This window comes from Eubacterium sp. AF19-12LB, assembly GCF_003479125.1.
GTDB lineage: Bacteria > Bacillota > Clostridia > Lachnospirales > Lachnospiraceae > Eubacterium_U > Eubacterium_U album.
This window is the reverse complement of sequence record NZ_QUGP01000008.1, coordinates 72107-87203: the sequence shown is the minus strand read 5'-3', so window position 1 is coordinate 87203 and position 15097 is coordinate 72107. Positions and strand designations below refer to the sequence as shown.

Annotated in this window: 10 protein-coding genes; 7 read left to right on the top strand and 3 right to left on the bottom strand. The window is 32.6% G+C overall.

Annotated features, from left to right (window positions below; translation table 11 throughout):
* Positions 1–147: 147 nt before the first annotated feature.
* The 7 genes from DWX29_RS09205 (at position 148) to DWX29_RS09175 (ending at position 10805) form a co-directional block, all read left to right on the top strand.
* Positions 148–1209 carry a hypothetical protein gene (locus DWX29_RS09205; protein ID WP_158574531.1) on the top strand — a complete coding sequence of 354 codons (1062 nt, stop codon included), beginning with the start codon at positions 148–150 and terminating at the stop codon, positions 1207–1209.
* Between the two features lie 74 nt (positions 1210–1283).
* A complete protein-coding gene (gene argF, locus DWX29_RS09200) occupies positions 1284–2279 on the top strand; it encodes an ornithine carbamoyltransferase (RefSeq protein WP_118565712.1) in 996 nt (331 codons plus the stop codon).
* Positions 2280–2390: 111 nt separating this feature from the next.
* Complete coding sequence (locus DWX29_RS09195) at positions 2391–3536, top strand: exonuclease SbcCD subunit D (RefSeq protein WP_118565711.1); 1146 nt, start codon at positions 2391–2393, stop codon at positions 3534–3536.
* Entirely contained in the window at positions 3523–6309 is a 2787-nt protein-coding gene (locus DWX29_RS09190) for an SMC family ATPase (protein WP_118565710.1), read from the top strand. Before DWX29_RS09195 ends, DWX29_RS09190 begins: the two co-directional genes overlap by 14 nt.
* 95 nt (positions 6310–6404) lie before the next feature.
* Positions 6405–7058: a DUF624 domain-containing protein gene (locus tag DWX29_RS09185; protein ID WP_117910281.1), complete on the top strand. Its 654-nt coding sequence runs from the start codon at positions 6405–6407 to the stop codon at positions 7056–7058.
* A gap of 86 nt (positions 7059–7144) precedes the next feature.
* Positions 7145–9439 (top strand): EAL domain-containing protein, encoded by a 2295-nt coding sequence (locus tag DWX29_RS09180; RefSeq protein ID WP_118565709.1) that lies wholly within the window; start codon positions 7145–7147, stop codon positions 9437–9439.
* A 316-nt stretch (positions 9440–9755) separates the two neighbouring features.
* Positions 9756–10805, top strand: a complete 1050-nt coding sequence (locus tag DWX29_RS09175; protein WP_118565708.1) for an aldose epimerase family protein — start codon at positions 9756–9758, stop codon at positions 10803–10805.
* A 64-nt stretch (positions 10806–10869) separates the two neighbouring features.
* Here the strand turns inward: DWX29_RS09175 and galT are convergent, their stop codons facing one another.
* From galT to DWX29_RS09160, 3 genes are all read right to left on the bottom strand, one after another.
* Positions 10870–12360 carry a UDP-glucose--hexose-1-phosphate uridylyltransferase gene (gene galT / locus DWX29_RS09170; protein WP_118565707.1) on the bottom strand — a complete coding sequence of 497 codons (1491 nt, stop codon included), beginning with the start codon at positions 12358–12360 and terminating at the stop codon, positions 10870–10872.
* Between the two features lie 98 nt (positions 12361–12458).
* On the bottom strand, positions 12459–13448 hold the full coding sequence (gene galE, locus DWX29_RS09165) for a UDP-glucose 4-epimerase GalE (RefSeq protein ID WP_118565706.1): 990 nt from the start codon (positions 13446–13448) through the stop codon (positions 12459–12461).
* The gene (locus tag DWX29_RS09160; RefSeq protein ID WP_022088910.1) at positions 13445–14722 is read right to left on the bottom strand and encodes a galactokinase family protein; all 1278 of its coding nucleotides are present in this window, start codon (positions 14720–14722) and stop codon (positions 13445–13447) included. The genes galE and DWX29_RS09160 overlap by 4 nt, the downstream gene beginning before the upstream one ends.
* Positions 14723–15097: the final 375 nt, after the last annotated feature.

Here is a 15097-nt window from a genome sequence, read left to right as displayed (position 1 = left end):
TGAAAATTATTATGCTCTTAAAAATGAGATTAAGTAATAGGGCAGATGATTCCTTATTTAATGCAGGCAAAAAAATAGTTGTTTAATATAAGGAATGGTATTTTTTAATAATTAAGCGGAAAGGAAATACAGTTTAAAGAGATGAATGTGTTTATTAATTGTCTGGTATTCTTTTTTATTTATGCTTTTCTTGGATGGTGCGTTGAAGTTTCGTTTGTTGCAATTACAAGGGGAAAAGTAGTAAACAGAGGATTTTTGAATGGACCTGTTTGCCCGATTTATGGAGTTGGGATGGTTGGAATCCTATATGCACTAGAACCACTTAAGGATAATGCAATTGTGTTATTTATAGGTGGTGTGGTAATTTGTTCAGTGCTAGAATTATTTACCGGTTGGATTTTGGATAAAATATTCCGTATGAGATGGTGGGATTATTCAGAAAATAGATTTAATATAGGTGGTTATATTTGCCTGGAGTTTAGCATAAAGTGGGGTCTTGGAAGTATGATTATGGTTAACATGATTCATCCAATGATTTATGGTGTGGTAAGTAAGATTCCGCTTATGGTAATATATGCTTTGTTAGTAATATTTGCGATAGCATTTATTATTGATATAATTGTAACTGTTAAGGAAATTGTAGGATTTAAGAAGAGTCTTGGACAGCTTGAAAAAATTGCTGACGGCCTTAAAGATATTGGAGATCAGCTTAAAGATGTGGTTGGAAATTCAGCAATTACTGTTTCTGAAAAAACAGAAGAAGGCAAGGAAAAACTTGCAGAAGCGACGGCTGAAAGCCGCGTGAAGATTGCAGAAGCAACAGCTAATAGTAAGGAAAAGATTGCAGAAGCAACAGCTAATAGTAAGGAAAAGATTGCAGAAGCAACAGCAAGTAGTCGTGAAAAGATTGCAGAAGCAACAGCAAGTAGTCGTGAAAAAATCGCAGAAGCAACAGCAAGTAGTCGTGAAAAAATCGCAGAAGCAACAGTTAACAGCCGTGAGAAAATTGCGAGTGCATATGAGACAAGCATTGTTGAATTAAAGAAACAGAAATTAGAAATGGAAGCTAAATATGCAGCTATGCTTCTTAAAGCACAGAAATTAGGAAAAAGACAGGTTAAAGCGTTTCCAAAACTTAGAGTTAGCGGCTCGACAGTTAGTGTCAGAGAAAGACTTACTGATTTAGGAAACAAGTTTGCTAGGAAATAACTTGCTGATATTATAAATATTCAATATAAAAACATAACAAAAATAATACAAAGACATAACATTAGGAGGAGAACATGAACATTAAAGGACAGTCATTTTTAAAATTATTGGATTTTACACCAAAACAGATTGGGGAATTTATTGATTTGGCAGCGCAGTTAAAGGCAAAAAAGAAAGCCGGAGAACTCGTTGATGTATTAAAAGGAAAGAATATAGCAATTATATTTGAAAAAACAAGTACAAGAACAAGATGCTCTTTTGAAGTAGCAGCTCATGATTTAGGAATGGGAGTTACATATTTAGACCCAACAGGTTCACAGATTGGTAAGAAAGAAAGCATTAAAGATACTGCAAGAGTATTAGGAAGAATGTTTGACGGTATTGAATATAGAGGATTTGAGCAGGAAATCGTTGAACAGCTATCAGAGTATGCAGGAGTTCCTGTATGGAATGGGCTTACAAATGAATTTCATCCAACACAGATTTTAGCAGATTTTCTTACATTAAAAGAAAAATTTGGAAAATTAGAAGGACTTAAATTTGTATACATGGGCGATGCACGTTATAACATGGGAAATTCGCTCATGGTCGGATGCGCAAAAATGGGAATGCATTTTGTAGCATGTGCTCCAAAAAAATATTGGCCGGCTAAAGAACTTATTGATGAATGTCAGGCAGTTGCTAAAGAAACAGGAGCAACTTTAGAATTTATTGAAGACCCTATGGTTGCAACTAAGGATGCAAATGCAATCTATACTGATGTATGGGTTTCAATGGGCGAACCTGATGAAGTATGGGAAGAACGTATCAATGACTTACTTCCATACAGAGTGACAATGGATTTAATTAACAATGCTGATAAGGATGTTGTATTTATGCATTGTCTCCCTGCATTCCATGATTTAGACACAAAGATTGGCAAGCAGATTTATGAAAAATTTGGACTTACGGAAATGGAAGTTACAGATGAAGTATTTGAATCAGAACATTCAGTAGTATTTGATGAAGCTGAAAACAGAATGCATACAATAAAGGCTGTAATGGCTGCTACACTTGGTGCAGAATTTTAGTAAGAATGTGCCTGAAAAAATATAAAAATTTAACAGCACAATTATGGCAAATGTAACAACTCGAGTGGGATAACCTGCTCGAGTTGTTTATCAATAGGAATGGAGAAGTGAATGAGATTTTTACATCTTGCGGATTTGCATATTGGGAAAAGAGTAAATGGATTTTCCATGATAGAGGATCAAAAATTTGTTTTTGAACAGGTTTATAATGTAATAGAAAATGAAAAGATAGATGGAATTATTATGGCGGGGGATATTTACGATAAGCCGGTTCCGTCTGCGGAGGCAGTTAAGTTATTTGACGAAATGTTGACAAGACTCGTGTCTATCAATTTGCCGATTTTTGTAATAAGCGGAAATCATGACAGTGCTGAGAGAATAGGATTTGGTTCAGATATACTGTCTGCGGCAAAGGTTTATATGTCGAGAGTGTATAATGGCAATTTACAAAAAATAGAATTAGAAGATGACTATGGCAAAATAAATGTTTATTTATTGCCATTCATAAAGCCGGCAACGGTAAAAAATATTTATAAAGAGGCTGAAATTAAAGACTATGATGACGCATTAGAGTACGTTCTAAGTCAGGAAAAAATTGATGAAACAAAGAGAAATGTGATTGTGTCACACCAGTTTGTTACAGGTGCGATGAGAAGCGAATCAGAAGAAGTTTCAGTTGGCGGACTTGATAATGTTAGCGTTGAAAATTATGAAGCATTTGATTATGTTGCGTTAGGACACATTCATAGAGCTCAGCAAATGGGCAGGGAAAGTGCACGTTATGCAGGAACATTGCTTAAGTATTCATTCTCAGAAGAAAAACATAATAAGTCAATGACGATTGTTGATTTAAAAGAAAAAGGAAATATAGAAATTAAAGAAATTCCCGTAAAGCCGTTACATGATTTAAAGACAATTAAAGGAAAGTTCAGCAAAATAACAAGTGAAGAGTTTTACAAAGAATTAAAAAAAGAAGACTATTACAGAGCAGTGCTTACAGATGAAGATGATATTTTGAATGCAATAGGAAAATTAAAAAGCATTTATCCAAATCTGATGAGCATGGAATATGACAATACGCGAACACGTTCATATTCTGTTGTTGATAATGTTGAAACAGGAGAGACTAAATCTCCATTGGATTATTTTGAGGAATTTTTTGAAAAACAGAATGGACGGAAAATGTCAGAAAAGCAAAGGAATTACCTGTTGGAAATTTTAGGAGAAGCAAGGGAGGAAAGCCATGAGACCAATTAAATTAGTTATGTGTGGTTTTGGACCTTATGCAGACAAAACCGTAGTTGATTTTACATTATTAGGTGAAAGCGGATTGTATTTGATTACAGGTGATACAGGAGCCGGAAAGACGACTATATTTGATGCAATTTCATATGCTCTTTATGGAGAGGCAAGCGGACAGGTAAGAGAAGTGAAATCTCTTAGAAGCAAATATGCTGATGATGAAACGGAAAGCTATGTTGAATTAGAATTTGAATATAGAGATGAAAAATATAAAATCAGAAGAATTCCTGAATATATGCGTAAAGCAAAACGTGGGAACAAACTGGTTGTACAGAAGGAAGAGGCAGAATTATATTTTCTTACTAAGGACAGAGAACCAATTATAAATAAAAAGAATGTAAATGATGCAGTTACAGAAATTATAGGACTAGATAGAGGACAATTCTCTCAGATTGCCATGATTGCACAGGGAGATTTTATGAAAGTTCTGCTTACGGGAACTGATGAACGAAGCAAAATTTTAAGAAAGATATTTAATACAAATGAATATCTTGATTTACAGGAAAAATTAAAAAGAAAAAAGAATGAACTTAAGTTTAAGTATCAGGATATTGAGAAGTCAATCAAAAATTACATTGCAAGTGTTCAGTGTGGCAATGATGAAAATGATAAAGAAAAATTAAAACAGATTATTGATGACAACACATTTTGGAAGACAGAAGATATTAATAATTTTATTTTAGAACTTATTAATAAAGACAAAGATTTGTTAAAAACTTTAGAAAAAAATAAAAAAGAAGTTAATAAGAATCTTGAAAAAATTAATGAGACAATTGGTAAAACAGTAAATGTTTTAGCAGGTATGAAAAACATTGAAAATAATGAAAATGAACTTGCTAAAGTATTAGAAGTTATGCCGAAACTCTTAGAAAATTATAATTTGCAAAAAGAGACGGAAAGTGAACGCGAAAAGCTTGCAACTGAAATCGAGATAGAAAAACAAAAACTTGAAAGCTACAATGAACTTACTAAAGAACTTGAAAGTTTACATAACAGACAGGTAAATTTGATAAAATTAACAAATAAAGAAACTAAAATTAAAGACGATGTAGAAAATAATGAAAATAGTATTTTGATTTCTGAAAAAAGGCTTGAAGAAATAAAAGGCTGCGAAGTTGAATTTGAAAAATGCCAGAGCAGCATTAAGAGTGTTGAGGATAAGATAAATCTTTATTCTAATTTGAAAAAATTGTTTAAAAAATATGTTAAAGTCAAAGATGAGCATAAGTCTTTAAAGGAAAAATATGTGGAAAGCGTTAATGAGTATAATAACGCATCACAAAATTATGAAAGTCTTATGGCTAAGTACATGGATGCGCAGGCTGGTATGCTTGGACAAAATCTGAAAGAGGGAGAACCTTGTCCTGTTTGTGGTTCGACAAGTCATCCTCATATAACTGAGGTTAAAGATGAAATTCCGTCTGAGAAAGATTTGAAAAATGCTAAAAATCTTAGACAGAAAAAGGAAGAGAAAAGAAGTGAAATTTCAGGTAATTTGAGGGCAAAAATTACAGAAATCGATTCGTTGAAAGAAAGAATAGATGATGTAGTAAATGAAAATCCAAATGAATTTGCTGAAAGCATAGATGAGAATAGCTTTAATATTTTAGAAGAAAATACAAAGAAGTTAAACGATGATATAAAGAACTTAAATGTTAAAGCTAAAGAATTGTCAGATTTTAAAGAAGAGAAGAAAACAATTGAAGAAAATTTGCCTAAACTAAAGAACGAACTTGAAAGTAAAAAAACAGAAATTGTGGAAATTTCAAATAAAATAATTGAAGAAAATACTAATATTGCAAATGCAAATATCAGAATAGAAGAACTTCAGTCTAAACTTAAATACTCAAGTTTGAAAGAAGCAGAGGAATATATCAGCAGTTTGCAGGATAAAAGAAACAGGCTTATTAAGTTATTTGAAAAGGCAAGAGATAACTATGAAGAAGCAAAGGAAAGAAAATCCGGGCTTGAAAATGCGATAGCGGCTTTGAAAAATCAATTTAAAAATTCAAAGGTTGAAGATTTGGATGAATTAAAGGAAGAAAAGAAGCAGCTTCAAAGTATGGAAAAGGAACTTGGAAAGAGTGAAAAAGAAGTTCATTCACGACTGGATATGAATAAATTTGCAAATGAAAGAATTGAGAAGTGTATGGATGAAGCCGTGGAAGTAGAAGATAAGCTGCAGGTTGTCGGCAGTCTGGCGGATACATGCAATGGAACTCTTTCTTCGAAGTCAAGAATTACTTTAGAAACCTATGTCCAAATGGAAATGTTTGATAGAATTATAGTCAAGGCAAATAGCCATTTCAGGGATATGACTTCAGGTCAGTATGAGTTGAAGAGAAAGCGTGAAGCTGACAATAAGGTAAGCAAGAGCGGATTAGAGTTAAATGTTATCGATTATTATAGTGGAAGTGAAAGGGATATAAAAACTCTTTCAGGTGGAGAATCATTTAAAGCTTCTTTGTCGATGGCATTAGGTTTGTCTGACGAAATCCAGGCTAAGTCCGGAGGAATAAAGATTGATACATTATTTGTAGATGAGGGATTTGGATCATTGGATGGAGAATCGCTTGAAAGTGCAATGAGGGCATTAAGTTCGATTACAGATGTAGGAAGACTTGTAGGGATTATATCGCATGTATCAGAACTTAAGACCAGAATTGACAGGCAGATTGTGGTTACGAAAGACAAAGAGAAAGGAAGCAAACTTGAAATAATAAATTAAATGTAAATTGTGTTGATAGGGAATTCAGATTGACTATTAAAATTAGTGACAAATTTAAAACGAAAGGTGTGTAATAATACACAAAGGTAAAAATAGTGAAAAATATATTTGACAGTGAAGGAAAATTAATGACATTTTTAGATGGATTTGCAGATGTAATGGTTTTGGCAATATTGTGGGTAATTTGTTCTTTGCCAATAATTACAGTTGGCGCATCTACAACAGCATTTTACTCAGTAATGATGAAATTAGTTGTTGGTGAGGAGTCATATGTGGTAAGAAGTTTCTTTAAGGCTTTTAAGGAGAATTTTAAAATATCAACAATTGTATGGCTTATAATGGGAACAATCGGAGGATTAGTTTGTACAAGTCTTTATATTGTATTTAACTCATCTAAGGTAGGAAGCAAATTGTTTTATGCATTACCATTTTATTTGTTAGTACTCATTATTTATACAATGACGATTAATTTTGTATTCCCATATATCGCAAAATTTTATGATACTGTTAAGAGGACTTTAATGATTTCATTAATATTTTCAACAAGACATTTTCTTCAGTCAATTTTACTTATTATAATTGATGTAGCAATATTCATATTTGCTTTTAAGATTCCGGCGTTATTTATTTTATTCCCATTAATATCAGGATTTTGCCATGCAAAAGTATATCAAAAGATATTTGCTAAAATAATTGATGCAAGAGATGAAGAGAATAGTGAAAGTAATATGGTACAGGAATTAGATTAAAAGTGTATGTTTATATAGAGTAATGTGGTAAAATAAATACGGGTGAGAGTAAATTGAAACTATTAATTTACAAAGGGAGAATTTGAATGGGGAAATACATGATTATTCCATATATCTTATTGGGGGTAATGGATGTAAGGTATCTTAAATTAAGTTTAATACATAAAAATAGGACAGGAAAAAGCATTGCATTATTTATGGAGAGTAATCTTGTTGCAGTAATACTCGGAATTATAATGCAGGGTATTGGTTCGAATTTTATAGATAGCATTCTTATATGGCCATTTTATGCATGCTTTACATGGATGATATTGGCATTAATAGAATATGCATTTGAATATACAGGGTTAGGTAAAGCATTTGAATGCTTCAAATATATTAAAAGAGCTGTGTTTGTATTTACAATTGTGGATACTATAAATATGTTTATACATTCAATTATTAGAATTGAGAATGTAAGGATGAATAAAAGTGGTGTGGCTGCATGGCTTTATAATTTGGGATATGATGCACACATATTTATTACATATGTATTTGTCGCAGTTTTTATATTGTGCTTCATATACCGTATATTAAATTCGCCACGTATTTATAAGGTGAAATATATGCAGATATTAACATGCATGATAATTGTGTCATGCATTAATATTGTAATGTTTCAGCTTAGATTGTGGGAGAATGTATCATTATTGTTTTATGGTATATTAGGTGCATTTGTTTATGAAATAACATTTCAATATAGTCATAAAGTTGTTAAGAACAGGGCACTGCAGAAAATTGCTGAGGAATCAGAACTGCCGATGGTAGTATTCGGCACAGATGATAGCATAATTGCCTATAATAAAGAAGCGGAAAGATTATTTGATAAATGCACACAAAAGTGTTCGCTTGAGGAATTTTGTAAAGCATATAATTTATATACACCTGCCGCGTTAGAGAAAACTTATCACAAAAAAATAAGTATTATGCATGAAGATAAGAAACTTTATTTTCAGTGTAAATATGGCGAATTATGTGAAAATGATAATATAGCATATGCAAAATACTTTGTATTTGAAGATATAACGGAAATAACAATCGTTAATTCTGTTATGAGATATTTGGAAACTCATGATGAACTTACAGGACTGTACAATATGAAGAGGTTCTATGAAAAAGTAAATGAGATAACAAATAAATACCCGGATGATAAATTTGCAATTATGATATTTAACATATCAAGATTTAAAATCGTAAACGATATGTTTGGAAGAAAAATGGGTGATGCCATTCTTAAGCAGATTTCAGAAAACTGTTTAGCGCAGTGCTCTGATAAAAGGGTATATGCGAGAGTGGAAAGTGATAATTTTATTACATTATGTCCTAAGAGTGATTTGGTAATAAAAGACCTTGAGAAGAAAAGAAATATAAAGGTTACTTATAACAACATCACATGTACTGTTCATATCAGATATGGAATTTATGAAGTAGATTATGATTCTAAAGTTGATGTTGGAACTATGTGCGATAGGGCAAGAATGGCGCTTGACTCTATAAAGAATAATGGAAATTGTGTTGCAGCAGTTTATAATGATAATCTTAGAAATAAAATTTTAAAAGAGCATATGTATAAAGAAGAACTTACAAGTGCCATAGAAAATGAAGATTTTAAAGTTTATCTTCAACCCCAGGTCAGATGCGAAGATGGATTGGTAAAAGGAGCAGAGGCTCTTGTGAGATGGGAACACAGAAAATTAGGATTAATTCCACCTGGAGATTTTATAGAGTTCTTTGAACAAAATGGCTTGATTACAGAACTTGATATGTATGTGTGGGAGAAAGTATGCCAGATTCTTAAACAGTGGAAAGAGGAAGGCAGAGATGACTATATTGCAGTAAATATTTCAATGAAGGATTTTTACATTATAGATTTATATAAAGTGTTTACAAATCTTATCGAAAAGTACGGAATTGATAAAAATAAGCTTAGACTTGAAATTACTGAAAGTGCATTTACTCTTGATTTAGAGAAAAATGTAAATGTAATAAAAAAACTTCAAATGTTTGGATTTATTGTAGAAATGGATGATTTTGGAAGTGGATATTCATCTCTTAATGCCTTAAAAGATATTCCGGTTAACATTATAAAGATGGATATGAGGTTTGTATCACAAACACAGGATCCTGCAAGAGCAGATACAATTATCAAAATGATTCTTGCCATGGCAAAAGAACTTAATATGGAAGTTGTTGCAGAGGGTGTTGAAACAGTTGAACAGGCTGAAAAGTTAAAGCAGTATGGGTGTTCGTATATTCAGGGATATTTATATGCAAAGCCTATGCCGACAGAAGAATATCCTGAGTTTGTAAAGAATATGAAGCAGGGAAATTTTAAAAGATAAAAGAAAATTATATATGGTAAACATTAAAATTTTAAATAAGTAAAAGAGTAGGGAAATCTCTAAGAATGTAAGAAAATTTGAAAGAAGAACAAGCAATTAAATAGTGAGGAATATTATACTTGATGAAAGGGCATTTGGCGCCGTCGGTTCAAATATTCGGCGCATAGTCCGGCTGAAACTGTAGGTTTCAAAGCCGGTCTGTGTGCTGAATGTTTAGAACTGCTACGAGCGACAAGCAGCGCGAGCGTCCTTTCAGGAAGGGTAATATTCCTCACGTCCGTAATTACTTTAAAATTACAAGAATAAGGAGATTCAGATGAAGATTAGTGAATTTGGAAAAACAAAAAATGGGGAACAGACACATTTATTTACTCTTGAAAATAGCAATGGAATGAAAGTTAAAGTATGCGATTATGGTGCAACTCTAGTTTCATTAATTGTGCCGGATAAAGATGGAAAAGACACGGATATAGTTTTAGGCTATGATAATGTTGACCCGTATCAGGGCGCATCAGCTTTTTTTGGAGCAAATGTAGGTAGAAATGCCAATAGAATCAAAGGTGCAAGGTGCATAATTGATGGAGTTGAATACAATTTGGAAAGCAATGATGGTGACAATGGTAATAATCTTCATAGTGGTTCAAATTGTACAGCACTAAAAATGTGGAAAGCAATTTATGATGAGAATGTAAATGATAAGATTTCATTTGAAATATTAAGTAAAGATATGGAGCAGGGATTTCCGGGAAATTTAAAAGTGAATCTTACATACATACTTACAGAGGACAATGAATTAATTTTAAATTATAAAGGAACAACGGATAAAACTACAATTGCTAATTTTACAAATCACTCATACTACAATTTAAATGGCCATAATTCAGGCGAAGTATATGAGCAGAAATTAATGATAAATGGTGATTATTTTACTCCATTTGCCACAAACAATTCTATTCCTTCAGGTGAAATTAGAAGCGTAAAAGGTACACCAATGGATTTTACGGAAATGAAATCAATTGGGAGAGATATTGATGTTGAAGATGAACAGTTAAAATTTGGAACGGGATATGACCATAATTTTATGATAAATGGAAATGCTCATGAATTAAGACTGGCGGCAAAAGCCATCGGAGATAAGTCAGGAATTAAGATGGAGCTTTATACAGATACACCGGGATTACAACTTTATACAGCTAATTTTGTATCAGATGAATCAGGAAAAAATGGAGCAGTGTATAACAGACGACATGCATTTTGTCTTGAACCGCAGTATGTACCGGATAATATCAATAATGATAAATTTGAGTCGGCAATTTTAAAACCTGATGAAGAATATAATATGAATATAAAGTTAAAGTTTTTATAAAAAGGGTGAGGCGTCTGCAGTAAAACTGCAGGCGCCTCGTATATTAAAAGAAAATTTGAAAGCTTTATAATGTATCGATAAATCTTGTGAAAGCTTCAAGACCTTCAGGTGTACACTTGTAAACACCAGCGTCTTCGAGAACTTTTACAAATACTTTTCCAATTTCTGATTCAAGAATGTTCATAACATTTTCAGATGTAATGTCATTATATTTTGGAAGAAATTCATCAACCCAGTCAGCATGCTTAGAAATAGATTCATTGCTTCGTATATCTTTTTTATTTACGATATAATCAGCTAATGTTTGCATTTCACCTTTAAGTCTTGAAGGTAAAACTGCAAGACCCATTACTTCAATAAGACCGATATTTTCTTTCTTAATATGATGAAGCTTTTCATGAGGATGATAAACACCAAGAGGATGTTCCTTTGTAGTAATATTATTTCGTAAAGCCAAATCAAGCTCATACATGCCATCCCTAAAACGGGCAATTGGTGTAATTGTGTTGTGTGGTTCACCATCTGTATTTGCATATATAAATGCATCCTCATCAGTATAGTTTCTCCATTTATTTAAAATATGAGAACCTAATTCTACTAATCGGTTGCTGTCTTTTGATTTCAATCTGATTACTGAAAGTGGCCAATGAAGAATTGAACAGTCTACATCTTCATAATCTTTAACTTTAAAAGTCTTGATTGAATCAGCTTTCGCCATTGCGAATGTATAATGTCCGCCCTGAAAATGATCATGAGTTAAAATTGAACCACCTACAATTGGAAGGTCGGCATTTGAACCTAAGAAGTAGTGAGGCATTAATTTGATAAAATCGAATAACTTGATAAATGTTGCCTTTTCTATCTTCATAGGTGTGTGTGTGCCTGAAAATACAATACAATGTTCATTGTAGTAAACATAAGGAGAGTATTGAAATCCCCAGTCACAATCATTTATCTTTATAGGGATTATACGGTGGTTTTCTCTTGCAGGGTGGTTAATGCGACCTGCATAACCTTCGTTTTCCATACAAAGCTGGCATTTAGGATATGATACACTTGTGCTGTTTTTGGCAGCAGCAATAGCTTTAGGGTCTTTTTCAGGCTTTGAAAGATTGATAGTTATATCAATATCTCCGTACTCAGAAGGTACAACCCATTTCATATCTTTTTTTATTCTGTCGCGACGGATATAATTGCTGTTTTGAGAAAAATCATAGTAAAATTTAGTGGCATCTTCAGGAGATTTAGCATATTCCTTCCAGAAATTTTCTTGAACCTGTGAAGGACGTGGCATAATGCAGTTCATTAATTTTGTGTCAAATAAATCTCTGTAAGTTACGCTGTCTTCAATTATTCCTAATTTTACGGCTTCATCACAAAGAGCAACGAGAATATCGCCAAGGTTTTCTTCTTTGTCATCAACAGCCAAATATGTATAATCATCTTTTCCAAATACTTCGAGGAGCAAATTAGTAGAATAAATTCTTTCACATTCAGGTATTAAGCCTGTGTTAATTCCATAATTAACTAATTTTTTTATATATAAATCTAACATATAACAACCTTTCTAAACTTTATATTTATGAATAAATATAAGTTTTAAGATATAATGCTAAGAACAGTTAAATCGCCTGTTAACATATAGTAGGAATTTTAATCTTCATATCCGTTTGGATGAGATTTATGCCATTTCCATGCAGTCTCAATAATTTTTTCAACATCAGGATATTCAGGCTTCCATCCTAAAACAGTCTTAGCTTTTTCACTTGAAGCAATAAGCTTTGAAGGATCACCGGCACGGCGAGCTTCGTATTTAGCAGGAATGTCTAAACCTGTAACTTTTCTTGCACTTTCAATTATTTCGTTTACCGTAAATCCAATTCCATTTCCAAGATTAAATACATCACTGTCATTTCCTTCAGCCAAATATTTAAGAGCAAGGATATGTGCCTGTGCCAAATCAGTAACATGAATATAATCACGTACACATGTGCCGTCTTTTGTATCGTAATCATTTCCAAATATAGAAATATAAGGACGTTTTCCAAGTGGAACCTGAAGTACAAGTGGAATCAAATGAGTTTCAGGATTATGGGCTTCTCCAATTTTTCCACTGATATGAGCACCGCATGCATTAAAATACCTTAATGCTACATAACGTAAATTGTGGGCTTTACTTGTCCATTTCATCATTTTTTCCATAGAAAGCTTTGTTTCACCATATGTATTTGTAGGTTCAGTTCTGTCACTTTCTAAAATTGGAATTCTTTCAGGTTCTCCATATGTTGCAGCAGTAGAAGAAAATACAATTTTATCAATTCCATGTTCAACCATGCTTTCTAAAAGAACCATTGTTCCGTATAAATTGTTATCATAGTATTTGAGAGGAACTTTCATACTTTCTCCAACCTGAGAGTTGGCAGCAAAATGAATAACTCCGTCAATTTTTTCTTTTGTAAATAAATCATCTAAGAAAGCTTTGGCTCTTATATCACCTTCATAGAATCTTGCTTTGGGATGAACAGCTGCTTTAAATCCTGTTTGTAAATTATCAACTACGACAACATCTTCACCTCTGTCAATAAGTTCATAAACCGTGTGAGAACCGATATATCCGGCTCCGCCTAATACTAAAATACTCATTGTACCTTCATACCTCCATATTTACGTATTTTTAAAATGTGACATGAGTCTGTGCCAAATATAGATTCAATAAATTTCTTATATTCAGGCACGGCCTCGTTTTTTACAAATGCCTGAATGGTTCCGGCAAATCCACCACCATGAACACGACATACGCCATTATCACCGAGGATATATTCGCTGGCAGCAAGGGCGATGCTTACAGGCTGATTTAAAGGTTCCTTATTTGCATAAATATTCTGCAAAAATTTATATGATGAATTTCCGGATTCCTTAACTGTATCAAGGAATTTGTGGAAATTATTTTCTTTTAAAGCATTAACTTCAACTGATACACGTTTATTTTCAGTAAAGAAATGATATGCTCGAAGAACTCCTCTCGAAGAAGCTCCAGCCAATGCCTTAGGTATGTTACTGAAAAATTCATCAGGGTTTACGTCTCCAAGAACTTCTTTGCCAAATACTTTGGCAACTTCTTTCATTTCAGCAGGAATCAAAGCATAATCGTCAGTTAAATCTGCATGGCTACCCTTTGTATCAACAATACATAAACTATATCCTTCGTTTGTAATATCAAAATCAATTTTGTTTACAACAGGATGAGCAGGATCAATAAAATCAATGTTAACAAATCCACCAACGGAGCATGCCATCTGATCCATTAATCCACAAGGTTTTCCAAAATAAACGTTTTCTGCATACTGACTTATAATGGCAATTTCTACTGAAGAAATTTTCATATCATTATACAATCCTGAAAGAATTGTTCCGATAACAGCTTCAAATGCAGCAGATGAAGATAGACCTGCACCAACTAATACGTCACTTGTAATGTATGCTTTAAATCCACCGACTTTGTATCCACGGTTTTTAAATTCATTAACAACACCTTTAATAAGCGCAACTGTTGTGCCTTTTTCTTCTTCAATAAGTTCTGTATTTGCAGTATCAATTGTAATAAGGTCATATCCTTCAGATACTAAAGAAATAATTCCGTCATCAGTTTTTTGTGTGATAGAAATGGCATCTAAGTTAATAGATGCAGCAAGAACCTGTCCGTGCTGGTGGTCAGTATGGTTACCGCCTACTTCAGTTCTTCCTGGAGCACTATAGATTTCAACCTCTCCTTCACCGAAAAGACTTTCAAATTTATCTAAAGCCTTAATGTATCTGTTGTTCTGGTATCCAATTAAAGATGAATCCTCGTAAATATCCATTAAAAGTGAGTCAAATTCATTTTTGCCAAATAATGATTTTAATTCGTTAATATTCATTTAAATCCTCCGTTAAAAAATAATCCGATTTGTAGTATTCAGAAATAAACAATATTTATAAGTAATCAGAATGAGTGGCTCTAATTAAAGCAAATTAATCTATAATCTAATTGCTGATATTAATTGTTAATTTGTTAGAATACTTTTGCTAATTTAAATATAAACTTTTGTTTACTAAAATACAATATAATTTAGTAAACTTATTTGATTTCCGTGTTTACCACTAAATAAATAACAGTAAAATAGTAGAAAATCACAATAAATCATATCTTTAATTAAAAAAAGATGTTATACTTGAAGCGGCGTCATTAAAAAAATGGCGGAGTTACTAAGGAAAAAGTGACTAGGGACATAAATAAGATAAAGGTGGTATAG